At 44.9% G+C, this 25,771-nt stretch carries 20 protein-coding genes; 10 read left to right on the plus strand and 10 right to left on the minus strand.

Annotated features, from left to right (window positions below):
• Positions 1-91 precede the first annotated feature (91 nt).
• Positions 92-661, plus strand: coding sequence for a dCTP deaminase (gene dcd, locus P5V12_RS03610; RefSeq protein ID WP_316955875.1), 570 nt, complete (start codon positions 92-94; stop codon positions 659-661).
• A 224-nt stretch (positions 662-885) separates the two neighbouring features.
• A complete protein-coding gene (locus tag P5V12_RS03615) occupies positions 886-1,434 on the plus strand; it encodes a hypothetical protein (RefSeq protein WP_316955876.1) in 549 nt (182 codons plus the stop codon).
• A gap of 82 nt (positions 1,435-1,516) precedes the next feature.
• Here the strand turns inward: P5V12_RS03615 and P5V12_RS03620 are convergent, their stop codons facing one another.
• Positions 1,517-4,375: a hypothetical protein gene (locus tag P5V12_RS03620; protein ID WP_316955877.1), complete on the minus strand. Its 2,859-nt coding sequence runs from the start codon at positions 4,373-4,375 to the stop codon at positions 1,517-1,519.
• Between the two features lie 231 nt (positions 4,376-4,606).
• Between P5V12_RS03620 and P5V12_RS03625 the strand changes: the two genes are divergently transcribed.
• Positions 4,607-5,524, plus strand: a complete 918-nt coding sequence (locus tag P5V12_RS03625) for a hypothetical protein (RefSeq protein ID WP_316955878.1) — start codon at positions 4,607-4,609, stop codon at positions 5,522-5,524.
• A 65-nt stretch (positions 5,525-5,589) separates the two neighbouring features.
• Here the strand turns inward: P5V12_RS03625 and P5V12_RS03630 are convergent, their stop codons facing one another.
• Both P5V12_RS03630 and P5V12_RS03635 read right to left on the minus strand, forming a co-directional pair.
• Complete coding sequence (locus P5V12_RS03630) at positions 5,590-6,183, minus strand: hypothetical protein (RefSeq protein ID WP_316955879.1); 594 nt, start codon at positions 6,181-6,183, stop codon at positions 5,590-5,592.
• Positions 6,184-6,307: 124 nt separating this feature from the next.
• Entirely contained in the window at positions 6,308-6,907 is a 600-nt protein-coding gene (locus tag P5V12_RS03635) for an SPOR domain-containing protein (RefSeq protein WP_316955880.1), read from the minus strand.
• Between the two features lie 26 nt (positions 6,908-6,933).
• Here P5V12_RS03635 and P5V12_RS03640 point away from each other — a divergent pair, with 26 nt between their 5' ends.
• On the plus strand, positions 6,934-7,893 hold the full coding sequence (locus P5V12_RS03640; RefSeq protein ID WP_316955881.1) for a hypothetical protein: 960 nt from the start codon (positions 6,934-6,936) through the stop codon (positions 7,891-7,893).
• A 5-nt stretch (positions 7,894-7,898) separates the two neighbouring features.
• On the opposite strand, the gene arfB is transcribed toward P5V12_RS03640, so the two are convergent.
• The 4 genes from arfB to P5V12_RS03660 form a co-directional block, all read right to left on the minus strand.
• Complete coding sequence (arfB, locus tag P5V12_RS03645) at positions 7,899-8,312, minus strand: alternative ribosome rescue aminoacyl-tRNA hydrolase ArfB (protein ID WP_316955882.1); 414 nt, start codon at positions 8,310-8,312, stop codon at positions 7,899-7,901.
• Positions 8,313-8,314: 2 nt separating this feature from the next.
• Complete coding sequence (locus tag P5V12_RS03650; protein ID WP_316955883.1) at positions 8,315-8,929, minus strand: DUF938 domain-containing protein; 615 nt, start codon at positions 8,927-8,929, stop codon at positions 8,315-8,317.
• A gap of 73 nt (positions 8,930-9,002) precedes the next feature.
• A complete protein-coding gene (locus tag P5V12_RS03655; protein ID WP_316955884.1) occupies positions 9,003-9,530 on the minus strand; it encodes a hypothetical protein in 528 nt (175 codons plus the stop codon).
• A gap of 226 nt (positions 9,531-9,756) precedes the next feature.
• Positions 9,757-10,956 (minus strand): hypothetical protein, encoded by a 1,200-nt coding sequence (locus P5V12_RS03660; protein WP_316955885.1) that lies wholly within the window; start codon positions 10,954-10,956, stop codon positions 9,757-9,759.
• 477 nt (positions 10,957-11,433) lie between these two features.
• On the opposite strand from P5V12_RS03660, the gene sbcB reads away from it, so the two are divergent.
• Both sbcB and P5V12_RS03670 read left to right on the plus strand, forming a co-directional pair.
• Entirely contained in the window at positions 11,434-12,879 is a 1,446-nt protein-coding gene (sbcB, locus tag P5V12_RS03665; protein ID WP_410483320.1) for an exodeoxyribonuclease I, read from the plus strand.
• Between the two features lie 239 nt (positions 12,880-13,118).
• The gene (locus P5V12_RS03670; RefSeq protein WP_316957404.1) at positions 13,119-14,147 is read left to right on the plus strand and encodes an aspartate carbamoyltransferase; all 1,029 of its coding nucleotides are present in this window, start codon (positions 13,119-13,121) and stop codon (positions 14,145-14,147) included.
• Positions 14,148-14,174: 27 nt separating this feature from the next.
• Here the strand turns inward: P5V12_RS03670 and P5V12_RS03675 are convergent, their stop codons facing one another.
• Positions 14,175-15,455: a diguanylate cyclase gene (locus P5V12_RS03675; protein WP_316955887.1), complete on the minus strand. Its 1,281-nt coding sequence runs from the start codon at positions 15,453-15,455 to the stop codon at positions 14,175-14,177.
• Between the two features lie 186 nt (positions 15,456-15,641).
• Here P5V12_RS03675 and P5V12_RS03680 point away from each other — a divergent pair, with 186 nt between their 5' ends.
• The 4 genes from P5V12_RS03680 to P5V12_RS03695 all read left to right on the plus strand — a co-directional run bounded on the left by P5V12_RS03680 (position 15,642) and on the right by P5V12_RS03695 (position 21,574).
• A complete protein-coding gene (locus P5V12_RS03680; protein WP_316955888.1) occupies positions 15,642-16,808 on the plus strand; it encodes a 1-acyl-sn-glycerol-3-phosphate acyltransferase in 1,167 nt (388 codons plus the stop codon).
• 20 nt (positions 16,809-16,828) lie between these two features.
• Positions 16,829-18,946, plus strand: coding sequence for an ATP-dependent DNA helicase DinG (gene dinG / locus P5V12_RS03685; protein WP_316955889.1), 2,118 nt, complete (start codon positions 16,829-16,831; stop codon positions 18,944-18,946).
• Between the two features lie 649 nt (positions 18,947-19,595).
• Entirely contained in the window at positions 19,596-20,243 is a 648-nt protein-coding gene (locus tag P5V12_RS03690; protein ID WP_316955890.1) for a polymer-forming cytoskeletal protein, read from the plus strand.
• Positions 20,244-20,287: 44 nt separating this feature from the next.
• Positions 20,288-21,574 (plus strand): class I SAM-dependent methyltransferase, encoded by a 1,287-nt coding sequence (locus P5V12_RS03695; RefSeq protein WP_316955891.1) that lies wholly within the window; start codon positions 20,288-20,290, stop codon positions 21,572-21,574.
• Between the two features lie 7 nt (positions 21,575-21,581).
• Here the strand turns inward: P5V12_RS03695 and P5V12_RS03700 are convergent, their stop codons facing one another.
• Together P5V12_RS03700 and argS are read right to left on the minus strand one after the other, a co-directional pair.
• Positions 21,582-23,504, minus strand: a complete 1,923-nt coding sequence (locus P5V12_RS03700) for a glycoside hydrolase family 9 protein (RefSeq protein ID WP_316955892.1) — start codon at positions 23,502-23,504, stop codon at positions 21,582-21,584.
• 369 nt (positions 23,505-23,873) lie between these two features.
• A complete protein-coding gene (gene argS / locus P5V12_RS03705; RefSeq protein WP_316955893.1) occupies positions 23,874-25,610 on the minus strand; it encodes an arginine--tRNA ligase in 1,737 nt (578 codons plus the stop codon).
• Between the last annotated feature and the right edge of the window lie 161 nt (positions 25,611-25,771).

Raw genomic sequence — 25,771 nt, forward strand, 5'->3', positions numbered from 1 at the left:
TTGCCCTGTTGTCTTCAATTGATCGCGGGGCTTTCTAATAGTAGTATCGCCGCCAATTATTAATATCGACCTATGCAGAGATAAACCCAGTATGAGCATAAAATCAGATAAGTGGATCCGCCGCATGGCAGAGCAAGAAGGCATGATCGAGCCCTACGAGCCGGGACAGGTGAGATATGACGAAAAGGATCATCGTTTAATCTCCTATGGTACTTCCAGCTATGGCTACGATGTTCGCTGCTCAAATGAGTTCAAGATCTTTACCAATGTTCACTCTGTTACGGTAGACCCAAAGAATTTTGATGAAAGCAGTTTTGTCGATATTCAAAGTGATGTGTGTATTATCCCGCCTAACTCGTTTGCACTCGCTCGTACTGTTGAATACTTCCGTATTCCACGTAGTGTGTTGACCGTATGTTTGGGTAAATCCACTTACGCCCGTTGCGGTATTATTGTTAACGTCACACCACTGGAGCCGGAATGGGAAGGGCACGTGACTCTGGAGTTTTCCAATACCACACCATTGCCTGCAAAAATTTACGCCAACGAAGGTGTAGCGCAAATGTTGTTTTTTGAAAGTGATGAAGTGTGTGATACCTCCTATAAAGATAGAGGTGGAAAGTATCAGGGGCAGAGAGGCGTAACGTTACCTAAAACCTGAGTTTTTCAATTCTGTGTTCTCTTCGCTGTTCCTTCTATAAAAAATAGTAGGGGAATCATTCGTAGTGAAGAATATCATGCTTAAATAAAACTAAAAAAGGCTGCATATGCAGCCTTTTTTATGGCTTTAACACAAACTATTATTGTGTCCTGAATCGTTGGCTGTAAATGCTCGAAATTTGGGGGGTACAGTTACCGACTATCTTTATATTGTAGGAGTATCGAATGCTAAAACGTATCTTTGCTGTCAAGGAGAATGAAAATATTGAATTTTGGGTGAGTCATAGTCTGGTTGTATTTGCCACCATCATGGGGGTGTACCTGGCAGCATCAGCAGGGTTTGAAAAAGCGATCCAGTTTGAATTACTGAAATCCGATAGAAGTGGTTATTACCTTCGTTCCGCAATGCGCGATGAGTTAGTGGATAACATCAATAATATTGAATACTGGACAACAGATTACACCGGAGGAAACGCGCGAGCATACATTAACCACCCCGGTGAATACTCTCTGGATAATTTTATCTGGCAGGGAATGAAGTACTCTCCGGAAACATTTGAGATACCGACAGAAATTATTTCCAAAGTTCGCCGTTTTTATGTGCAGGCGGGCAATGGTTTGGAGGAAATGACTTCCCGTAACCCGGATTTGAAAAAAGTTAACAAACTCAAAGCTGATGCAGTTAAAGCAAAAAGTGATATTTTGCCGTTAATTGAAAAAGATTTGGCAGTCTTGCGAGAAAAATTGAGTAAGGCTGGAATTGATCAGCTATAAGTTTGGTTATCTCTTTAAAAATAGCGCCATAAAGGCGCTATTTTTTTGCTCGAAACCACCAAAGTTGGTAGGTGGTTCTTATCTAAGGCGTGCTAAATTTCTCTTCCATTAAATTGAATGAATCCATTGGGAAGATTAATTCATAGCCATAAAACCCGGTGGAAATGGTATTACCACCTTTTACTTTTGCTTGCAGGCTTTGATGAACGCTGTTGGCAATACCTCGCCACTGGGGTTGAGTGTCGTACCACTGTGGGTTGATTAAGTTACCCTGTGATTGTTCTTGTTCAAACAGGTTGTTGAGGTACAACAGGGGATAAATCAATGACTCGTCGCCACCACTGTAGGTGCGAACCACTTCGGAATAATAGAAGTGTTTTTTGCTTGGGTCATCGTAGTTCGGGCCGTAACCATATTTGACGATGTAATTTAAGCACTGCAGTAGCATATCTTTTATTTCTGCATGTTTAATTCCAGACGCTTTGTTGGCTGCAGCAAACTGTTTGTCGGTTTCATAAAAGGCAATAATGTTAGAAATAAACCAGCCCGCCATCCAGGGATTGGTGCCATTGGGCCATTTACCCTCGATGGTGGCGTTGCCGTGGTTATCCATTTTGGTCATGGTCCAATAACCGGTCCCCTGGCTGGCATTGTTGGTTCCTACTATGGCTTTTTGATTGGCGACCGGATCCCACCCCACATGTTCGTAGGGCGTCTTCCACCACTGAATGGCATAGTCGACCAGTTTCCCAGCCACATTTTTGTGGTAGTCAGCATCGCCGGTTATGCGCACATATTCATTCATTACATATAATGGCCAAGCATAATCTCGTTCCGCTTCTCGATATTCCCGGTTGGGGCCGTCAATATTGCTAGGGCGGTTGTAGCGGTAGTCGTTCATAAACTTCCACCAACCTGTGATTATCTGAAACACGTCGTAAGCGCGTTTGTCGCCGGTTAATAAATAATAATCGGTCAGGCCGGAAAGGTGGGCATGGCCGCCGTGAACGTTACGGGTTTCATGGTCAGTCATTTCATGGGCGATAGCATGTATTTCACCTGCCGGTTGATTTTTTCCGCCCGTATTAAAGTAGCCGTACCGTGGGCCGTGGGATACATCGATATCCATAAAATGCCGTGTGGATTTTTCTGCAAGGGCATACCATTCTGCATCGCCGGTGCGTAAATAATGCTTAAAGTATTGGTTCGCGCCGACATGGGTATCGTTATAAAAGGTGGGAATGCGTATGCCGTTTTTCACCGCCGACCAACCGGGACGCATTCGGTCGCCGTAGTCGCGCCAACCAAATTGTTTAATCAGGTTTTCCTGCATTGATCGATTGTAGACAGAATGTTTTAACCAAGCGTCAAAGCCGATGTTCGCATCCTGGTCTCCGGCGGCATTAATTTCGCCAAATACACCGCTGTTGAGATAAGTATTTTGGTCTGCCCTAAACGTCAGGTCTTTTGTTTGGTAATAATTGTTTAATGCAATAACGTCGGCGTCAGAGGTTTTGTTTTGTGGAAACTGAAAACGCAGTTGATAGGTTTTCGCACCCCCTTCGCCAAGAAAATAAAAGGTTTTGGCTCTGCGATAGGTATCTGCTATGGCGATATCGTTTACTGGTGGTGCAGTTTCCGGTGTGGCACCGCTGGCGCGTTCAGGGTGTAGTGCAATGATCAGTGTGTTGTTTTGTATATGGAATTCATTAGGGTAGTTTTGCCAAAAATCACGAACTGAAAGATTTAAATGGTTGTCACCATCTAGGCTCATCCAACCCGTTGCTTTTTCGCCAGAGGCAACGCCGCTGTATGAAAAATTGTGACCTTGATACTGCAGATCGTTGTTGTAAAGAAACTCGCCGCCCTGGTAAAGATAGTGTTCCCCAGAAATTGCGCCTTGAATAACCGTGTCTGAATCTCCACCAAAGCGATAAGTGCTGCTGACATTTGTGAGATTTAATCGCAGCCCATAACTGGATAAGCTCAGGGCTAAGTCGTCCCGGCCATAATCGTGATGGGCGATATTCTCTACTCGCTCATCAATAATGGAATGCTCAATATCCAGTATGTCTGAGTTTAAGTAGGCGTAGTATCGGGTTTTAAATTTAACTAATTCTGTTCCTTCAGAATTTTTAAGTGTGCCACTTGCGGTAATAACGCTGCGAACAGAGCCTTGTTCTTCAATGGTTACGGCGACATCGGTGGCGTGACTGGCTAAGTATTCTTTCCTGTCTTTTGCATTAAATGCAAAAAATTCGCTACCCGAAATAATTTGTTCGTTGGTTTCGTAGGTCTGATTGCTGTTTTTATCTCGCCATAGTCCGCTGACAGTGCCTTGGTCTTTGCTAATGATTAACGAAAGCTTTCCTGTATCAATGGCAATATCGTTGGCGTTGTCAGTAATTTTTATCTGATCAGTAAAGTTGTGCGCGGTGACGTCGCTACCATAAACCAATTGATAGTTTTGTTGACCTGGTGTGAGGTCGTTCACCGTGGAGACTAATACCGATTTAATGGAGTTATCTGGCCAATAGGCGAGGGGTTCAAACTGTGCATGTAACTCGCTGGTGCCGTTATGATTTTCCAGTCGCATATTACTGGTGGAGCGAATGGCTCCGAATGTAAAAGGCACGCCGGTTTTCAATGGCATGGAGGGCAACGAGGCGGTTGCGCTGGCTGTTAATTGAATCACTTCTGCGGTGGCTGGTCGCGGCGTTGTAATATCTACACTATCGACTATTCCGCCACTTGAACTCCCTGAGCTGGAGCTGGACGTGCTCGAGCTACTTGTAGATGAACTCGTACTTGATGTTGAGCTACTGGTGGACGAACTTGAGGTAGAGCTGGAGCTGCTTGCGGGGGAAATATCTGAGCCAGAACCGCCGCCACACGCTTGTAATAACGACACAACAACAAAGAGAGGGAATAGTATGCGCATTTTTCTTCTTCTTCGATTTCCATTTATTAATCTCTGATCCTACGCTTGATTCCAATTGGCTAGAAAGATAGAAAAGTAGTGATTTGGGGTGGTAAAAGCGCCATTTTTTTAATTTAAGACAATTTTTTTGAAGCCCGTCACTTAGTTGTGTTATTTCGTTTGAGTATACAATGCCTAATGCTCCGAGAAAGAGGGGCTGTTTTCACAAGAGTTTGTTTGTAAGGGAGTGAAATGTTTGGGTTTAAAATGACTATTCGGGTAATTGTTATCTTGCTTTCGATGTCCATACTCGAAGCGAATGCGTATACCGGTTATGTCGTGGCTGAAGAGCGTGTAGAACGTTACATGCAAAAGGATTCATTATCGGTTTGGTATGATATTACTGAGAAATCGATTATTCGAGGAAAAACCAATTCGGATGGCTATAAAACCGCAATAGCTTTTTTCCCTGAAAAGAATGAAGTTCGTGTTTACGCGTTGGGTGAGGGGTTAAAAGTCTACACCTCGATGACGTTAACGAGGTATCAGCAGTTTCTTGTTCAGTTGGATTACGACGGGAAAGATCGACACTATATTGGTGCAGGCACTTACTTTAAGTCACTAAAACATAAACATAGGCACTTTAACCTTAAGAAGAACCATAAAACTCTGGAAGGCAAACCCTGCCATCTTGTTACCTTTCTCCAAAAAAGAGCGATGAAAGAACGTGTTGAAATTGAGTTTTGTGAGGGCCTTGTTCCAATGTCTTGGCTGCAAGTTACTGAATGGGGAATGCCCCAATATATAACGGGTTTTCCTATACGCTTTGTCTTGAACCCCGTTGCACAAGAAAATAAAAACTCATCGGACCAACTCAAAAAGAATTGGTCAAGTATTTCGCACAAGTTAGGGAAGACCAAAAATGTATTTTCAGGGCGGGAAGAATTATTTTACCAAGTCAATACCACCCGTACCTACCGGCCAAACCCTTGGCCTGGAGAGTTTGTGGGCGGTGCGTTTAAACGTCTTGCCAGTATTACGGCGTTACGAAAAGCGATTAGAGACGCAAAAAATGCCCGAATTGATCGAGAGCATAAAGAACGAGAAGCCCATTGCCGGGAACATGACTGCAGCAGTAGTTCAGATATCTTGGAAGATATTTTTGACTGAGCCTGCGTGATATATTTACCCCACGCTACGCTTCTTGGCGTGGGGTAAATACCTGTCATTTTCGATTATGGTAATAATTTCAGTTCCTGAAGTTCAAAAACACCTTCACCACCTTTTTCCAGATCAATATCTGGAGCAAAGTATACGGCACTCACGTTGCCCAGATTCAGGTCGATTGCTTTTGCTGATTTTGGGGCCCATCCAGGTTGTTTAAATTTCTTGGTTTTTAATTTGATCGTTTTCCATTTCTTGGTTGCGGGAATTTTAATTTGGTAGTGGGCATAGGAATTATCTCCAGCGGATGAAAAATCGGACTGGGACAGTTTAACGATCATGGGCGTACTGGATTTGTAGGCTAACTGGATTGTCTTCACACCTTCAAGTGAGTTTGGTGAAGAATAGATCAGTTCAACATAAGGCCAGTTTTGCGCATTTTGTTTCCCGTTAAGGGAAAACACGGTTTTTATTGCCTGTTCGCTGGTTTTTCCCCAGTCAACTCGTGAACCGTATGGGTCGTAGCCCGCTTTCCAACTGCCGCTGATGACGAGGTTGTTGTCTGTTTGTGGGGGTTGTTGCGCTGGGTTGGCGATGAGTAAGCTGGAGCAAAGTAATAGAATAAAAGCTATAAGTGCTTGAGTGCGGAGTTTATCGTTATGCATGGCGTTATATTAATAATTGTTGGACATCAGGCCATTATGGCCTGAATTGTCCTCTAATATCACGCTGTGTGTACCAAAAGCAGCATAAAAACTATCAGGGCATGTTCCATGAATATTGCGGGCTTTACAGCGCTGCGAAGAATGCTTTGGAACGACTGGGGTCCAACTCGGTAGCGTAAAGGTCGACCTGGTGGCTTGTTTGCATTGCCTTCGCGTAGTCTATAGCATCCTGTTTCGATTCGAAAATCCCCAGGATCACTTTAAACCTTAGATTGTCATTGATCCGGTCGGAAATGACTTCGCAGTTGATACCTTTATCGTTAAGGCGGCTAACCAGCTTGTTTGCATTGCTCACTTTGGAAAAGACGCCAGCCTGAACCGTATAGAAGTGAGTGTTTTCTGCCACAGGCGTTGTTTCGGTGAGTTCTGCCAATTGAGTCTTTTCTTCTGCAGCTGTTGAAACAAGTTCCGCTGACAGAATATCGACATCCTCGTTCTCCGGCATAGTCTGCTGTATCGCGACCAGTTCTTCTTCCAGTTCGATGGCTGGCGCATTTTGTTGTTTGGTGGCGCTAGTGACGGTGTTTTGACCGTCAGAAATAATAACCGGTTGAGAAAATGGTTGGGCCATCAAAAATCCGGTAATGAAACATGTCAATGGAATGACAGCGACTAAAATCAATATGACACGTAAATCGTTTTTGTTGACTGTGAGACTTTCCATAATGCCCTCCAACGGGTGACAGATTTTTGTCTTTGCACTATGAAAGCATGATGCATACCACTTTTATTGATGAAATGCGTTTTTTGTATATGGGCTTTAGACTCTTTATGACAACAACATCATTGGATTTTTTGTTCATGATTGGATTGCGATGGTTTTTAATTGGGACCCTGCTTTTTAGCACTCAGTGTGTAGAAGCTTTGGAGCGAAGGGGACAAGAAAATCTAATTACATGGCGTGTAACTGACTGGGCTCCGTTTTACATTCTGCATGGCAAGATGAAAGGCAAAGGGCTTTATGATCAATTGCTGGATACTTTTGAAGAAGCGCTACCTGAATACACTCATCGGCGGGTGAATATGACAACCCAGAGAGTATTGTTTGAAATGAAGCTTGAGCACAATGTATGTCATCCATCCGTGTTAGCCGATACGGATGCCCATTTGTCAAAAGTGAATAGTATTCTTCTGCCACATAAGTTGTTTGTTAATAAACGTGTTGCTCAAGCTTATCCTGGTCATCAAATTCAGCTGATTAATCTTTTATCGGATCAACGCTTTCTCGGTGGCCTGAGTCGGGGGCGTTATACTGCAACCCTTAATCAATTGACGTCTGATTATGGCGATCAGTTGAATATTCTGGATGTGCCTTTTTATGAAAGCCTGATAAAAATGCTTTTTAATCATCGTCTTGAATACATAATCGAGTATCCGGCAGTTATGTCTTACCACGCATCCATGCATGATATGGCGGCGGACTATTCAGTACGTAATATTACAGAAATTGCAGACACACCTTTTCTGAAGGTACATGTGGCTTGCCCGAAAAATGCATGGGGGAAAACAATTATAGATCGTGTTAATAAGGTACTATTAAAAGAAAGTGAGGACAAAAAGTTAATTCAAAAAAGACTGTTTTGGTATGCAAAAGGAAGCCGCGAGGAGTTGAGGGAAATTTATTTGCGTGAATACTTTTTGGATAAATAATTTATTTACCAGGTGACTTTGCCTCGCAATTGTTTGGTTTTTCCGTGGTTGGTTTTTTTGTCCATTCTTTTATTTCTGGAACTCTTACTGGGTTTTGTTGGGATTCTTCGTTTTTGCGTTACGGAGACGGAACGAATAAGTTCGGCCAGCCTGTCTATAGCATCTCGTTTGTTTTTTTCCTGGGTACGAAAACTCTGTGCTTTAATGGTGATAACACCATCCTTTGATATCCGCTGGTCATTGACGGCAAATAACCGCTGCTGAATATAAGGAGGTAGGCTGGACTGTTGAATATTGAATTTTAAATGGATCGCACTGGAAACCTTATTGACGTTTTGTCCTCCAGCCCCTTGAGCGCGAATGGCCTGGAATTCAATTTCCTCGTCACTGAGTTGAATATGGTTGGTAACAAAAATCATGATTACTTCGGCATTTTTTGCCATACGAGGAGTTGGTTGTTTGCGGGCATTGAAACATCTTTTTGCAGATGAAACCCAGATGCTTCAGCCAGTTCATTCACTGCTTCGAAATCGCGAATTCCCTGGTGTCTGGCCCGGTCTTTTAACCAGAAATTAAACTGTCGATTGCTGTCACTGGTGTACTCACCGTTATACTTAAATGGACCGTAGAAGACGATGGTTTTTAATTGTGGGAGCTGATGAAACCCCTTGAACATATCAACAACAGCTTTCCACGGCATAATGTGGGTAGTGTTTGCCGAGAAGACCGCGTCAATATCTTTTAGATATTCATCGGGCCAATAGATTTTTGTCACATCCAATTCCAGAGGGTGGGAAATATTGGAGATTGGTGATGAGTCAATCCAGGCACTGATGCCTGAATGATTTTCTTTTAAGTCGCTGGTATACCAATGAATATGTGGCAAATGCTCTGCAAAATACACCGCATGTTGGCCAGTGCCGCTTCCGATTTCGAGCACGTTAAAAATCTTTTCGTCTTTTGAGAAGGTGTGCTTAATCTCTTTCAGGATGGGGTTTTTATTATTTTCGCAGGCTTGAGAAAACGGTTTCATCATATGCTCTTCGTTCAAGACGAGATCAAAGGCAGCAGTGTATCACTTTGATCTCGTCTTGTCTTAGTGCAGTAAATTATGCGCCTGGTTGGTAAGCACTTTCTAACTTCTGTTTCAGACGATTAAGTGCTTTCGGACATTCGGGGTGAATCCAGTCGTAGCCAATGCGTTGCCAATCAGGGTCCTGTTGATCGAGGCCAATATTCTGAATAAAGTCCGGTGTGGCAACAAAATACTGATCCCGAAAGGGGAGTAAATAGCCTCCTTTTGCGCGCAGATATTCTTTGGCGGCCGAGTAGGTTTTAAACCAATGGTTTAATGTGCCACCAAATTGTGGTGCACCAAAAAAATCACGATAGTTGATTGGCGACTTGTTAATTTGCTTCTTCAGCTTTGACCAGGAGCCAAATCCGGCTTCAATTGCTACTACCGTTAAAGCGTGTTTTCTTTGGATGGTATCGGGTGTCAACGCATAGCGCGTTAGTATCGAAAAACGTTGTTCAGCGAATTTCTGTTTGACTGGATTGTCTGAATGAAGATGCTTGAATAACTTCGAGGCTTCATTTTTAAAATAGTTTTCAGAAACGAATGGGCGGATGGCCATAGTACGACTCCTTTGTAAATGCTATTTCCTCCTACCTGGAAAAGCCGCAAAAGAGTATAAATAGGTAAGTACTACTATCGATGAGTACGATTATGGGTGAGTACAACTCTTTCGTAGGTAAAGCGTCCCAAAAGCTTAGACGTAATTTTTGTTGAAAGCGTTGTGTTTGTCAATGCTGGAAAAAGGCACAGAGCGCCAGGAACCTCTGTGCCTTGGGAGGCGTAACTTATTGAACAGATACGGTAATTGACGCCTGTTTAATCGCACCCTGGCTATCAATACCTACCGCATAAAGAGCGTGCTCTCCTGAATAGATAGGGTTGGTATCGGTATTATAGGTATCGAGAATTGCGTTTAGGGTGTAAGCGAAAGGTGAACTCAACACGCTTTGGAAAAAAGCTGTACTGGAGTAACTACTGTCAATGTACAGCCCTATTTGGCTTGTTGTTCCCGATGATACATCGATATCAACATTGATCGGTGCAGATATTGGGCTTGATGTACTTGGGCTGGCGAAATGCAGTGCCTGATTAGACACAGCGCCCGCGGTAATGGTTTTTTCGGAGCAGTGTTTTGCTACACCTTGCGCATCATATGCACAGCCTTTTAGCGTGTAAGCGCCGGATACGGGGAAATAGTATTCCTTGCTATAGCGTTTTACGCCAGGCTGGTAAGGGTAATTCCAGGAAAATCCAGTGCCGTAAATGCCTGCAGATTCACAGGCTGCAATAAATTCCCAGGCTCCCCAGGATGTTGACGATGCCGGAGATTCACTTGTCCACCATTTGGCCTGAAACAGCATGTTTTTATAAATAGCATACTGATTACCCATGTAAGTTTGACCTTGCTGCCAGGGTTGGTATATGGCGCAATTTTGCACTTGTTGATTGGGCGGAATAAATTCAACTTTGAAATGATCGAAGCTGATGGTGCCGGAAAGCCCAACTGAAAACATCGCGTGCGCAGAGTCCTGAGTGGCTATGGTCAAGTTCGCCGGCTCATTATAATCGGCAAAGATGATGCGGGTGGAAACTGATCCGCCGGATGACGACGAGCTACTGGTCGAGGACGACGACGTGGTACTCGAACTGGAGCTGGACGTACTGCTGGTCGAGGAAGTGGTTGAACTGGAACTGCTGGAGCTGGTATCGGGTGCACAGTGACCGAGGTGATCCCAGGCATAACGCCACGCCCAACCTTCTCCTGGTGTGTATGGACCCCAGATGTTACACCAGCCAGCCACTTTACACTGGTAGGCATTCTCTTTGTATTTAATTACCATGCCGTCTGAAATCATGAGTGCGGGCACAGTTGGACCAGTGAAATCGGGTAATCCACTACAATTAACGCCATCTGTTTGTGCGTGTGAATTAACTGCCATAGAAATAATAAGTAACGTGATTAAGTAACATACATGTCTATTCATGGTATGTATTCCTCATAATATTATTTTATTTTTTTTCTTGTAAAACGTTTCCTGGCGATCAGCATCGTGCTGATGGTTACAATTTATTTGTTTGGTTTTACTAGTCCAATATTGATTGTGAATAAAAACAAGAACGATCATTGCAATAACATTGAATTTCCGCGGAATAGTTTTCTCTTGGGTGGTAAAGTACGTCATCTAGGGGTTGTTGAGGTTTGTTGAATATAAGTTCCGGACTGTTTTTCCTGAAACGTGGTCCTAAAAGCTTTACTTACATTGATTCTTTTATGCGAACTTGTACGCATATTGACCTTACATATATTATTGTTTAGAGCTGGTGTGATTGATTTTTTCATTTTGCTGTTTTTTCTTTCTGGGCAGTAATGAGTAAAATAGCTAATACACAGTTGGCTGAATTATTTTTTTGTCTGACGATCCTTTTCTTTCAGGCGGGCTATACCAAATGCGGTGCATCTTTTGAAAACACTTTATTGGCACGATTATGAAACTTGGGGCGCCACCCCCTCTGTTGATCGTCCTTCACAGTTTGCAGGTGTGAGGACTGATGAAGATTTGAATATTATCGGCGAGCCTCTGGTCGTTTATTGCCAGCCACCGCAAGATATTTGGCCTAATCCAGAAGCCTGTTTGGTAACCGGAATTACGCCGCAAAAGGCGGCAAGTGAAGGTGTTCCTGAACGAGAATTTATCCGGCGCATCCATCAGGAATTTATGCAGGCGAAAACCTGTGTCGTGGGATACAACTCGTTGCGCTTCGATGATGAAGTGACACGTTACACTCTCTATCGTAATTTTTATGACCCCTATGAGCGGGAGTGGCGCAATGGAAATTCCCGGTGGGATATTATCGATATGCTTCGGCTGACTTTTGCTGTCAGACCGGAAGGCATTGAGTGGCCAGTCGTGGATGGTAAGCCCAGCTTTAAGCTGGAGTTGCTGACACAGGCCAACGGCATTTCTCATATGTCTGCCCATGATGCCTATTCGGACGTGGAAGCGACCATCGAAATGGCAAAAATAATCAAAACCAGAAAGCCGGAGTTGTACGATTACGTTTATAGCAATCGTTCCAAGCAGGCGGTAAACGCGCTGATTGATATTCAGGCGAGAAAACCGTTGTTACATATCTCCTCTCGTTTTTCTTCTGAACGTGGCTGTTCGGCACTCATCGTGCCTTTGGCGATACACCCAGTGAATAAAAATGCTGTGATCACCTATGACCTTTCGGTGGACCCGGCTGAGCTGGCAACGTTGAGTGCGGAAGAAATTGCCAACCGTGTATTTGTTGCTCAGGAGGATTTACCTGAAGGCCAGGAGCGTATTCCGTTGAAGCTGGTGCATTTGAATAAGTGCCCGATTCTTGCTACGCCTAAACTGGTGAGTAAAGAGATGGAAGCGCGTTTTGGTTTGGATAAAAACCAATGTGAAATCCATTGGCAAAAAATTCGATCGATGGATATCTCAGCGAAACTGCAAGCGGTGTTCCAGTTAAACGTTTTCGAAGAAAAAAAGGACCCGGAGCAGAAACTGTATGATGGCTTTATCGGCAATAGTGATAAAGCATTGATGCAAAACGTTCGCAACCTGAAACCGGAAAATATACAAGGCAATCGCTTTGTATTTGAAGACACTCGGTTGGCAAATATCCTGCCAAAATATTTGGCTCGTAACTTTTACTCGTATTTAACTGAGGTAGAACAACAAGAGTGGGATGAAACCGTTGCTCATAGTTTGTATTACGGTGGGGAAAACAAACTTTCGTGGCAGGAAATAACCGACAAAATTGGAGCGTTAAAGCAAGAAAAAGCCGGGGACAGCCAGGCAATAGCGATTCTCAACGCTTGTAGTGATTATGTCGCGTACCGCTATGAGAACAGCATTGTCGGTCATATTGGGAAGTAAGTCAGAACAGGAGTTGTGTTCAGCTGCTTGTCAGGGGAGGAGATGTTGATCGGCCTAATTAGAGTTGGCCTCCCGCAAAAGTCTCGGTTGCGTTCATGTGTTTGCCTAAAGTTGGCTGCCCGACTTTTGTTCGGGCACCATTCTTCTCCCATTTGACCAAGCGCAGTGAATTAATTACCCATTTAGGTCGAAGCCCCGGTAAAATAGCCACCAAATTTAATGTGCGTGAGGATCTATTTGTGAATTTTGCTGGTGCCCATATTCTTTCAGTGGATCAATTTGAGCGAGCGGATATTGAAAGGATTTTTTCCGTCGCAGACGCAATGGAACCTTATGCGTTGAGGCAAAAAGTAACCCGTGTTTTAGAGGGGGCGATCCTTGGCAACATGTTCTTCGAGCCAAGTACCCGGACTCGAGTCAGTTTTGGTTGTGCTTTTAACCTTCTGGGCGGTGAAGTTCGCGAGACTACGGGCTTTAAGAGCTCAGCCATAGCGAAAGGGGAATCCCTGCACGATACCGCCCGTGTGCTTTCAGGTTATAGCGATGTGATTTGTATGCGTCACCCGGATTCGGGTTCGGTTGGCGAATTTGCCGTCGCCAGCCGGGTTCCGGTCATTAACGGCGGTGATGGGGCCAACGAGCATCCTAGTCAGGCATTATTGGATCTGTACACCATCCAGAAAGAAGTGAAAGATAAAGGCGGCAGCCTGGACGGCCTGCGTATCGCTATGATTGGCGACTTGAAGTTTGGTCGAACCGTTCACTCACTCAGTCGTTTGCTACGTTTGTACAAGAATCTTCACGTTGTCTTGGTCTCGCCCGAAGAACTTGCCATGCCAGAGAAGTATGTTGAACTTCTGCGTGAAGCCGGCCATACCGTAGAAATCTCTTCCGACTTGCCGGGTAGTATCAAGCATGTGGATATCGTGTATTCCACGCGAATCCAGGAAGAACGCTTTAATTCCAAAGAAGAGGCCGACTTGTACCGTGGCAAATTCCGCTTAAATCAGGCTATTTACACCAAGTACTGTGAGCCAAATACCGTGATCATGCATCCGCTTCCTCGCGATTCGCGTTCTGAAGCCAATGAGTTGGATAACGACCTGAACCAGAACCCGAAACTGGCGATTTTCCGTCAGGCGGACAATGGTGTGTTAGTTCGTATGGCGCTGTTTGCCATGATTCTGGATGTGGTGGATCTGGTGGATAGATTCTCCAAGCCTGTAAACTGGTATCACGCGCGACGCGAGCCCAAGATTGACCTTTAATCCGGGCTCATTGCATAACGGTGTGTGCTAAGTGATGAACTGATTGACCTTGGCAATCAGGCGGTGATGTTCAAGCGGCTTTTGTAAGCAGGCGTTGGCCTTCACTTTTTTGCCAAAGCGGGTCAGTTCTTCTTTATCGCACACCGAAATCAATATCACCGGGATCATGGCTGTTGAGGGGTCATCCCGCAGGGACTGGCATACTGCGTAGCCGTTTACTCCCGGTAGATACACATCCAGGATGATAACGTCCGGCTTTAATTCTTTTGCCATATTCAGGCATTCTTCACCGCTGCGGGTGCTGACTACAGTACTGTGGCCGCGTAGCGTTTCGGAAATAATATCAATACTGATTTCATCGTCGTCCACCACTAACACCGTGTTATGCGGGTTGTAGAGTTTGACTGTGGAACGGTTTCGACCGCACTGTTTGGACTCGTACAGGGCTTTATCGGCCAGGCTGATTTGTTGCTGCAGACTGGAACCTGTGGTGAAGTTGACCACGCTGCCACCGATACTGACGGTTACCCGATCACTGCTGGTGGAGGCCCGGTGTTTCAAATTCAATTTTTCGACTGTTTTACGGATGTGCTCCGCGACATGGTAGGCTCCGTCTTGCGGCGTATTGGGCAGCATGACAATAAATTCTTCGCCACCATACCGGGCGACAAGGTCTGACGGTCTGTTTAGGCATTTTTGCAGGGCAGAGGACACCAGCTTGATACACTCGTCACCGGCCGGGTGCCCATAGTAATCATTGAACAGCTTAAAGTGGTCGATATCGAGCAGCAGAATTGCCAAAGGCTCTTTGGATCGAGTGGCCAGACGCCAGTACTCATGAGCTTTCTCTTCAAAGGTGCGTCGGTTATAGAGCTGGGTTAAACCATCAATCTGGCTGAGGTTTTTCAGGTCCTGATTCAATTGGTTAAGTTGGTCGCGCATATTGGTGATGCGCTCCATGGCCTGAATTTTGGCCTTGAGAATAACCTGGCTAACAGGTTTGATCAGGTAATCGTCGCCACCGGCATTAATACCGTGCTCCAGGTCTTCGTCTTCGCTTTTACCTGTGACAAAAATAATCGGAATCCAGTGATCGCCAAGCCATTCGCGAATCAGGCGGGTTGTTTCAAAACCGTCCAGACCCGGCATTTCGACGTCCATGATGATCATGTCAACTGGTGTCTTATCGACAATTTGTAACGCTTCCTCCCCACTAGATGCAATTAAAGGATCGTGGCCGAATGCCCGAATGTAACTGCTCATCGCGTGGCGTAAGGTTGCACTATCTTCTACAAGGAGTATCTTCATCCAGGAGAGCTTCACCCAAAGTTTTTTATGCCCACTGGTTTTAAGTCTATCACAGGGAAACAAAAACGACGGATTTCACTTCAAAAACTAAATAACTCTTTTCGGAACAGGTATAATTCCCGCCTTTTTCCGTGGGACAATCCCACATTCGATTGATTTTTAAACAACAGAGGATAGGTTAGGCTGATGTCAGAGTTCGACGATATTCGCCCGTATAACGACGATGAAGTGGCCGATGTACTGCAGCAGCTACTGGAAGACCGGGAGTTTATCGACTCCATAATTGCGTTAAAGCTGCCCAAAACTGGTCGGTTTCTCAAGCATGTGCTTCGATCTGTGGTTCAAAGCAAGTTAGCCAAGCAGCTTTCCGGTGTAAAAACAGTTGCTGATTTTCAGGCTCTGATCGAATCCTACCTTGGGACGCTCATTGATCGAACCGTCACCAATCTATCCGTTTCCGGTCTGGAAAAGCTGGACAAATCCCAGTCCTATTTGTTTATTAGCAACCATCGCGATATTGCGATGGATCCGGCCTTCGTAAACTGGACATTGTTCCACAACGGTTTCACCACTTTGCGTATTGCCATCGGTGATAACTTGCTGACCAAACCTTTTGCTTCGCGGCTGATGCGTTTGAACAAAAGCTTTATTGTGAATCGCTCGGCAACCAAACCACGGGAAAAACTAAAAGCCGCAAAGCTTTTATCCCGTTATATCCAGCATTCACTGCATCAGGACAATGAAAATATCTGGATCGCGCAGCGGGAAGGGCGAGCAAAAGACGGTATTGACCGAACTAATCCGGCCATTATTAATATGTTTGCTTTAAGCAAGGAAAAAGCGCAGAACTTTGCTGAGTTTATTGGCAACAGTCGAATTGTGCCGGTGACCATTTCTTACGAATATGATCCATGTGATGAAGCCAAAGCGCGAGAGCTTTATCACAAGGAAACATTTGGCAGTTATACCAAAGATGAACACGAGGATGTGCAAAGTATCGCAATGGGAATATCCGGCTACAAAGGCGCAGTGCATCTAGCGTTTGGTGAACCTTTAACGGGTACTTTTGAAGATGCGGATCAGGTGGCGGAAGTTTTGGATGAGCGTGTGAATAGTGCTTATGTTCTGCACCCAACAAATTGTTTCGCTTATGAAATGCTGATGGGCGAAGCACCGAAAGTTGCAGTTGGTAACCAGGCCGAAGACTTTACTAAAAAGTCCTGGCAAAAAGAGCGTGAGGAGTTTCTTGCCCGTATTGATGGAATTGATGCGCGCTGGAAGAAAATACTCTTACAGGGGTATGCCAACCCGGTACTGACCAAGCTGGGTCAGCACCACGAACACGATAAATAAAAAGCACAGTAGGTTTTATCTTGCCACTAAGTGATAGCACCAAAAAAACGATTCAAACTGCCTACTCGAAGTTTCTGGAAAATAAAGAATTAACTCCACGCTATGGGCAGCGGTTAATGATCGCTGAAGTGGCAAAAGCGCTGGGAAATATTGAGCTGGATGGCGAAGGGCTACGTACCAATACGCCCCATGTTGCCGTGGTTGAAGCGGGAACCGGTACGGGGAAAACCGTCGGCTATTTACTGCCTTCCATTGTGATGGCGCAAGCGCTGGATAAAACCGTAATCGTGGCCACGGCCACGGTTGCCCTGCAAGAGCAAATTATTTTTAAAGACTTACCCGAACTGATTCGTCACACGCCTTTGGAATTTCAATTTCGTTTGGCAAAGGGGCGTGGCCGATATTTGTGTCTAGCCAAACTGGATGCAATTTTATCCAGTGCAGACGATCAGTTTATTCCTCTCTACGAAGATGAAGCCGGTTTAATTAGCGCCGAAGACAGTGAACTCTACGGCGATATGATGGGTAAACTTGGTCGAGGTGAGTGGGATGGGGACCGCGATAACTGGTCAGCGGAAATCATGCCCGCTGCCTGGCAACGGGTGACGACTGATCACCGTCAATGTTCGGGGCGAAAGTGCAGTCACGTTCGTCAATGTGCTTTTTTTAAAGCGCGGGAAGCATTGGGTGAAGCGGATTGCATTGTTGCCAACCACGATTTGGTCTTGGCGGATTTGTCCCTTGGTGGTGGTGCGATTTTGCCTGCACCGGAGCAGTGCATTTATGTGTTTGATGAAGGCCACCACCTTGCCGACAAAGCGCTAAATCATTTCAGTTGCCATACCCGTTACAAAAGCACCATTCGTTGGTTGGGGCAAAGTGAGGGGCAATGGCCGTCCATTGTCGAGCCTCTGTCCGAAGCCAGTTATTTTATGCAGTTGTCGGTGCCGCTAGAGTCCACGCTTAAGGCAACTCGCTCCATTATGGAAGCCTACCTTCCGCAAATGGATGCGCTTGTTCAAAGTGCGGATCAAACCCAGCAAAAAATACAGCTCCGTTTTGCTCAAGGTGTGGTGCCGGGAGATTTAGAACTCTTCGCTCAAGACCTTGCAGCGCAGTTTGCAGAATTGGTTCAGGTGCTGACAAAAATGCACAAAGAGCTGGGGGAACTGATGGAAGAAGATCATCCTGCCGTTCCATTAGTCGACTTGGAAAGCATTTATCCTGTTGTTGGCTCCTGGTTGCATAGGGCGGAAGCCAATATGGAGTTATGGGAAAGTTATTCTGATACCAAGCACAAAGCCAACTGGCCGGTTGCGCGCTGGATTACTGTGGTGACCTTTAACGATATTGCGGATTATGAAATTGTCTCGAGCCCAATATTAGCCTCAAAAGCACTGGAAAAAGATTTGTGGTCTCGTTGCTGTGGTGCCGTGGTGACTTCTGCAACACTGACGGCATTAAATTCGTTTGATCGGTTTAAGCAGCGTACCGGTACTTATGATCATGCGACTTATAATGTTGTGCCCAGCCCGTTTGATTTTAATGCAATGGGGCTGCTCACTATTCCTGAAGGCGCGATTGATGCAAATAATGCGGTCGCCCATACGGACAGTGTTGTTGAACTGTTGCCGCAGATAATTGATGTCAAAGCGGGCACACTGGTTTTGTTTGCCTCACGCAAACAAATGGTTGATGTACACGAAGAACTGCCGGATGACTTGCGTAGAATTGTGTTAATGCAGGGTGCTGAATCGAAGCAACTTTTAATAAAAAAACACAAAACGCGCATAGAAAACGGTAACGGGTCCGTTATTTTTGGTTTGGCCAGTTTTTCTGAAGGTGTTGATCTTCCGGGGAATTACTGCTCCCACGTGATTATTGCAAAAATTCCTTTCTCTGTTCCGGATGACCCGATTGAGGCCGCGTTAGCTGAATGGGTGGAAGCCAATGGTGGAAATGCATTTATGCAAATAAGTGTTCCAGATGCGGCCATGCGGTTAGTTCAGGCTTGTGGTCGTTTATTGCGAACGGAATCGGATACGGGAACAATTTCTATTTTGGATCGACGTCTGATATCAAAACGCTACGGTAAAGCGTTACTCAATTCCTTGCCAAATTTCCGCCGGGATTTTTAATCTCGTACTTCTGGCACATTTTAAAAAAATACACTATCTGCTTTATCTTGGTTGATGCAGAAAGTGTACGTTTCTCTTCTTTCTTACTGCATATTAGCTAAATAACAATTAGATAGTGATTTATTGCCATTGCGTTTTTTCACTTTACCCGCCTGAGGCGTGTTGAGTAACCACGATTGAGGTAGTTGTAACCGATCTATGCAGCATGACATTTTTTTTAAAATTTTGTGGAATATTTCTTGAGCTTCTAGTGTCTCATGTATGCAAAAGAAATGGAGCATAATTTGAAAGTGTTAAATTAATCACAAAATGTTTTTGTGATGTGTGCATAAATGAACACGTTGCCAGGATCGCAGGTTGAACATGTTGTATTAGGCGTCAATTTTGCAAAAATTAATTTTTTTTCAAATCAAGTGTGCAGTTTCAACAAATCTTCGTGTAACATCGCTGACGCATTTGACCTTTATCTTTCTTGGGGCAAATCAAAACCACTCTCTTAGGTGAGTGTCACACTGAGCTTTAGTGTTAGCTGAGGAGCTTTGGTTAAGATGCTTACCAAGATTAAAGAACGCACAACTGCAATTAATAGTATCCATCGCATGTGTCAGAAACATAACAGCGCTGTCTTATTGGTCGAGTAGGTCCTGTCATGAAGAGATTGTTTCAAAAGGACCGGAAAGGTCAAGACGATAAAGCTATAGACGAAGTTCGAGAAAAAGAAACTCTAGAAGAAGTTGAAGAAGAAAAAGATCAAGAAGAATTAGGAGTTAACCCGATGCTTGGTAATAAAAGTGAACCACAAAAAGCCGCTCCAGAATCTCGCCCGGCTGAACCAAAAGTTGTATCTACACCTTCGCCAACACCTATCACGCCTCAATCATCCAAAGCACAACCTGTTGCTGTTATCGGCCCGAAAATTCGCTTTAAAGGGGAATTGGTTGGTGAAGAAGACCTGTTAATACAAGGTCAGGTTGAAGGAACTATTGATTTAAAAGACAACAATTTAACCATTGGTGAGCAAGGTTCCATTAAAGCCAACGTACTGGCCAAAACTATCACGGTAGAAGGCAGTGTTGAAGGTGACTTGTTCGGTCAAGAGCGAATCTCCATTCTTTCATCAAGTAATGTAAAAGGTAACGTTGTCGCAGACAGAGTAACCCTGGAAGATGGTGCCAAGTTCCGTGGTTCTATTGATATGGATGTGGAATCTCGAAAATCAGATTTTCAAAAAGTAACAGATTCTTCCACTTCATCTTCATCGTCACCAGCAAAAAAATCTACGACCGAAACGGCGTAATTGTGAAAAGTGCCTGGGGTGGTTAACTCAGGCACTTTTTGTATATGTTCCTGCATAAATCTCCTGGCCTTGCTGCCATATATAATGAAATAAAATCCTCGCAACGAAATCGAGTACTTGATCTCGGGCCGATGGTGGCTGCGAACTTTTCTTTTTTCTCTCAACTGAGTTGTAAAATTCACTTCGAAAATCTGGATGAGTTTATTCAGGAATACGGCAAACTTTCCACGCAAAATTTAATCTATCGCCTTGAGCGTTATTTGCTTGCTCATAAAGAGGGCGAGAAGTTTGACGTAATATTAAGTTGGGATATTTTTAATTATCTCGAACTGGAGGCTGTGCAGGCGTTGTTGGAAAAACTAAAACAGCATTGCAAGCCCGATACACTGTTGCATATGTTTAAGTATGTCAGTGACGATATTCCTGTGCTGCCAAGAAAATTTGCTATCAAGGACACGCAACACGTTGCAATTGATACGGTCGATATGCGGAAACGGCATGTCCCCCAGCACAATACCTCTCAACTGTTAAAAAAAATCCCCGAGTATTATTTACAAAGTACTGTGGTTGGAATGGATGGCATGCACTCTGCTATTTCTGAGTATGTTTTACGTTTCCAGCCTAACTTGGCGTTGCGAAAAAAACATGCGACACGAACCGAAGTGCTTCAAACAACCAGCTCCATTCTGACTAAAGGTTTACTGCGTCATCAATCGCCAGCTCTTGAATCTGTGGTGTCCTATCTGCGTCACCGAAAAGGCACTCGCGTTTTGGATCTGGGTTTGAAAAACAGTAAAAACGCAAATTTCTGGCAACAATATGCCGATGAGGTGTATACCGAAGACTTGATATCGTCGCTTCGCTGGTGGCGCTCTACACAATCGCTAAAGCCGGGTGATAATGGGTATTTACCTATTAGCCCTCAGCTCTTGAGTTATTCATCTGAAACTAAATTCGACGTAATTTTGGGTTGGGACATTTTTAATTATTGCTCTCAGCAGCAGTTGCGTGCTTTGGGTGAGCGTTTGAGCCCCTACTGTACACCGGAAACAAAATTGTTGTGTTTTATGTATCCCGAAACCGCAATGCCCGCAAAACCGGGTAATTTTCTGCTTCGGTCGCCTACTGAGCTGGTTTATTCCAAACCCGAAAAATTAGTGAAAGTGAAAAATGCGGCGACTTCGGCTTCGTTAATGAAGCTGATGGCTGGCTTTGGTATAAGGAACACATTTATTTTAAGGCCTGGGATGCAAAAGGGGATAACCGAGTTGTTGTTTGAATATCGGGGAAACCTGGCTGCCAGAGTGGCAGCGCAGGAAAAGGCTTCATAGCATTTATTTAAAGATTTTTCTCGTACGTGTAGATTGTACTCATTAAATAAATACCCACCGCTTGTCCCCAAATGGTGGTTTCCATTGTGGTGTAATCGCCATTGTTATCAACAAAAACTTCGTCTTCTGTGTTGTAGGGGTTGTTGGCAATATCTTCCTCAATAACTTTTCGATTCGTCGCGCCGCCGAGATTTCCATCGTGAGCTTTTTTTCCAATCGGTCCTTCAGAAATTGCCCCTGTTGGGAATATGTGTGGTTGTAACGAATATATCTGGCTGTAGGTTTGCGTTACAGCCTGTGGAATTTTTTGGCTGGATAGAAAACTGATTCCCCAGTTATTTCGGCCAAACATATAATCCACCACGTTGTAGGCAAGGTCCATATACTCGGGGTTACCTTTTGCGCCCAGTACTGCCGCTGCAGCAGCAACATGTAATTCATTATATAAACCGCCCCATACCGATTTCATTGGACGTCCCCAGATATTGCCATCGTCCCAATGGTCGTTTGGTTTTTGCGAAAGTGAAAAGCGTTTGAATAAATCCAACCCGCTCAGCACTCGCTGTTTGGCGGTGTTATCGTACTGGCTTAGAGCCAAGTTGGCGGGCAGGTGATAGGACTCCCAGCTTACATAAGTGACATCGCCAGCTTGTTGAGCAAGCTGTTGTGCGGCCTTGAGATATTTTTTCTCTTTGGTTGCTTTATATAATTCCGCTGCACCTAACGCCAGGTTGTCGGCAATACTCACATCGTTGTAAAACCAGGGTTGATCATATGGGTAGTAATTTAATACATCGTCTTGATTGGCTCGTTGCCAGATTTTTTTCGCGAACGCTAGATAATTGTCTGCCAGCTTTTCGTCGTAGGGTCGGTAAACAACAGATGCTTTTGATAAAGCCGCTGCCACCAGCCCCATATGCTGTGGAACGAGTGCAGAGAATGCTGGACGTCGCAGCCCGGAGAGCTTGTCGGTTTCGGGTAGTCGGTGGCCTGCGTTGTGGTCTTCTTGCGACCCCACCTGCATTATAAAATTGTCATCCGTTGGTAGAGTTTTTAATAAATAATCCAGGCCGTGTTTGGCTTCATCGAGCAGGTCATTGTATTTTGATTTTGACAAGTGTCTTTTCTTTAGGAAAAGCTCTGGTGCGGTTTGGTACGCCTCTAATAAATAATAAGCCGTGGCAGCATTGGTTAAGGTGAATTTAATATAATCTCCGGCATCATACCATCCGCCAAGCATGTCAATATTTTTACCTGTGGATTTCCAAATGTATTTTCCATCAACGGTATACAGCCCGAGTTTTTCATCTACACCACCTCGGTAGGATTTCGGAACATCAGTTTCTTTATTGGCTTCTCTAACAATGAGCGTGTTTTTATCTTGCAAATGCGTTGCTGGGTGATACAGCGTATCGGCTGTGCCGCTACGCGTTGATTTTAAATGCGTGAGCATTTCACTTATTCGGGTGCTGGGTTGGATGCTGGAGTAGGCAACCTCAAATAAGAATGAAGGATTGTGTTTTTCGGTATCGATAATCAGCGTGTATTTCCCTTCACTTATTATTTGGCTGACATCGAGTGTGTAGTTATGGTCGAAAGGTGCATACAGGCTTTTACCACTAATGGATTTGCCGATGACGCCTTTCAGTATTTTTTCTTTTGTATGCTCGTTGATGACGTAATACTTTTGCCCCTCTAGTTCTTTGTGGGACATGACGATCAGATGTTTCTTGCGTTTGGGATGGTAGGCCAATGGGTTGCCACGAATAACAATGTCTGGAAGCTGTTTCGCTGTTTCTGCGTCGTAGTACGTACGACTGGGGAAGTCTGTTTGGGGCAATGTGGGTGTGGCGAGTGTTGCGGGAACTGTATGGCCGTATTGGCAGGTGACCATTAAGGCTGTAACAGAAAATAGTGTTTTTAGTTTCATTGGCATGACCGACTATTCAAAGAGTAATACGGAACACCGCTTTTTTGCATATATCGCCATCGGATTTTATTGATGTGGGCGTGCCGGCGGTTGTTTGCAGTAAGTATAGAAAGGAATACGTGAGGGTTGGGGGTAAGTGTTGATGGGCAGATGGCTGTATAGCGTTACGGATGGGCAGTCAAAAATACTTAATTCAGGGATGAATTGAGTAAGCTACAGGGAGGTATTTATGCGTTTTTTACGGGCAACCATTAACTCTGTCTTGAGAGAAACTAAAGTGAGAAACCGAGGGGGGGGGGAATCCAGTAATGACTCAATAACTGGATTCCCTGGTGTTCTGAGTTTTTGATTCAAGCTTGCGAAGCGGTATTACATTTTTTCCATTACTTCGATGCCAAGCAAATCCAGGCCGGTTTCCAATGTGGTGGCAACCGCTTTGCTGATCATAAGTCGACTGTTTTTCACGTCTTCCTCAGTGCCTTCTTTCAGTATCGGGCAGGCCTCATAAAAACTCATAAACAAACTGGCCAAGTCGTACAAGTAATTACATAGCACATGAGGGTACGCATCATTGGCAACCTGTTCCACCACTTCAGAAAACTGAAGGGTTTTTAATGCCAGTGCTTTTTCTTGCGGCGCTTCAATTTTAATTTCTGCATTGAAGTCGGCCATATCGATTTCGGCCTTGCGGAACACACTGCGAACTCGTGTGTAGGCGTACTGCATGTATGGGCCGGTATTACCTTCAAAGCTGAGCATTGAATCCCAATTAAATATGTAATCGTTGGTACGGGTTTTAGATAAGTCTGCGTACTTTACCGCACCAATCCCAACTTTCTGCGCAATATTCAGGCTCTCTTCTTCCGTCAGGTCCTGGTTTTCTTTCACTATGGCGTGAGCGCGTTCAATTGCTTCATCTAATAGTGCGGCAAGCTTAACTGTGCCGCCATCACGGGTTTTAAATGGCTTGCCATCTTTACCCATCATGGTGCCGAATGCGTGGTGCTCCAGGCTGGTCCATTCGTCGACAAGCTTGGCTTTGTGTGCAAGGGTGAACACCTGCTGCATATGCAAGGACTGACGGGCATCGATAAAGTACAACACCCGGTCTGCGTCTAACTCTTCTGCGCGGTATTTCAATGCGGCAAGGTCGGTTGTTGCATATAGGTAACCGCCGTCTTTTTTCTGCACAATAACCGGGCTGGGTGTGCCGTTTTTGTCTGCCAGTTCCTGCAGAAATACCACTGTTGCGCCATCGTCTTCAACGGCCAGTCCTTCCTCTTTGAGGTAGTCGACTATCGGTTTGAGCTGGTCGTTGTATGCGCTCTCGCCGCGAACATCCTGCGGGGTCAATGTGACATTCAGCTTTTTGTATATCTCTTCGCTGTGGTGCAAGGAAACTGACTTGAATTGCTCCCAAAGCTTAAGCACTTTCGGGTCACCGGATTGCAGCTTCACAACATACTCCCGCGCTGTGTTAGCAAACTCGGGGTCGTCATCAAAGCGTTTTTTTGCTTGTTGATAAAAGCCTTCCAGATCCTGTAAGGCAAATTCTGCAGCGTCACCGCTTTGCATTTGCTCTTCCAACTCGGTAATCAGCATGCCGAACTGGGTTCCCCAGTCGCCAACGTGGTTTTGGCGTACAACATTGTGGCCCAAGAATTCGAGTACGCGGGCGATGGCATCGCCGATAATGGTGGAGCGCAGGTGGCCGACGTGCATCTCTTTCGCCAGGTTGGGGGAAGAGTAGTCAATCACCACATTGTGAGGTTCTTCCTCGGTGGCGGTGGACTTTTGGATCTCGGCGGAAATTTCCTGTAGCTGTTGGGCCAACCAGTCATTGCTCAGGTGGATATTGATAAACCCTGGGCCAGCGATCTCGACTGTTTCTGCGATCTGCCCGAGTTCCAGGCTGCCTACGATGGATTGAGCGATATCCCGTGGATTGCTTTTCAATGCCTTGGCCGCGGCCATAGCGCCATTGGCCTGGTAATCACCAAAACCTTCTTTTTTACTGATGGAAACATTAGGGCTATAGTCTGCGGGTATGCCCACATCGGACATAGCATTGCGGACTCGGTCATTCAGAAAAGCTCGTATATTCATAGGGTCACTCCAACGAAGCCGCGATTTTAGCGGCCTTGCTGTCAGATGCAAGTCATGGCGGGTAGTTTGAAAGAAAATGTCGCGTTTTTTGCTGTAGCGCAGTAAACATGTCGGTCGCATAGCGACGAACCAGGAAAATATACCGATAGATGGAGGAATAA

The sequence above is a fragment of the Teredinibacter sp. KSP-S5-2 genome (assembly GCF_032773895.1).
GTDB lineage: Bacteria > Pseudomonadota > Gammaproteobacteria > Pseudomonadales > Cellvibrionaceae.

Excerpts from the sequence above, each read along its gene's own strand:
- P5V12_RS03675 (WP_316955887.1), bottom strand. The coding sequence starts at position 15,455 with ATGAAGATACTCCTTGTAGAAGATAGTGCAACCTTACGCCACGCGATG.
- P5V12_RS03615 (WP_316955876.1), top strand. The coding sequence starts at position 886 with ATGCTAAAACGTATCTTTGCTGTCAAGGAGAATGAAAATATTGAATTT.
- P5V12_RS03655 (WP_316955884.1), bottom strand. The coding sequence starts at position 9,530 with ATGGCCATCCGCCCATTCGTTTCTGAAAACTATTTTAAAAATGAAGCC.
- argS (WP_316955893.1), bottom strand. The coding sequence starts at position 25,610 with ATGAATATACGAGCTTTTCTGAATGACCGAGTCCGCAATGCTATGTCC.
- P5V12_RS03700 (WP_316955892.1), bottom strand. The coding sequence starts at position 23,504 with ATGAAACTAAAAACACTATTTTCTGTTACAGCCTTAATGGTCACCTGC.
- P5V12_RS03625 (WP_316955878.1), top strand. The coding sequence starts at position 4,607 with ATGTTTGGGTTTAAAATGACTATTCGGGTAATTGTTATCTTGCTTTCG.
- P5V12_RS03635 (WP_316955880.1), bottom strand. The coding sequence starts at position 6,907 with ATGGAAAGTCTCACAGTCAACAAAAACGATTTACGTGTCATATTGATT.
- P5V12_RS03680 (WP_316955888.1), top strand. The coding sequence starts at position 15,642 with ATGTCAGAGTTCGACGATATTCGCCCGTATAACGACGATGAAGTGGCC.
- arfB (WP_316955882.1), bottom strand. The coding sequence starts at position 8,312 with ATGATTTTTGTTACCAACCATATTCAACTCAGTGACGAGGAAATTGAA.
- P5V12_RS03690 (WP_316955890.1), top strand. The coding sequence starts at position 19,596 with ATGAAGAGATTGTTTCAAAAGGACCGGAAAGGTCAAGACGATAAAGCT.
- P5V12_RS03650 (WP_316955883.1), bottom strand. The coding sequence starts at position 8,929 with ATGATGAAACCGTTTTCTCAAGCCTGCGAAAATAATAAAAACCCCATC.
- P5V12_RS03630 (WP_316955879.1), bottom strand. The coding sequence starts at position 6,183 with ATGCATAACGATAAACTCCGCACTCAAGCACTTATAGCTTTTATTCTA.
- dcd (WP_316955875.1), top strand. The coding sequence starts at position 92 with ATGAGCATAAAATCAGATAAGTGGATCCGCCGCATGGCAGAGCAAGAA.
- P5V12_RS03620 (WP_316955877.1), bottom strand. The coding sequence starts at position 4,375 with ATGCGCATACTATTCCCTCTCTTTGTTGTTGTGTCGTTATTACAAGCG.
- P5V12_RS03660 (WP_316955885.1), bottom strand. The coding sequence starts at position 10,956 with ATGAATAGACATGTATGTTACTTAATCACGTTACTTATTATTTCTATG.
- P5V12_RS03695 (WP_316955891.1), top strand. The coding sequence starts at position 20,288 with ATGTTCCTGCATAAATCTCCTGGCCTTGCTGCCATATATAATGAAATA.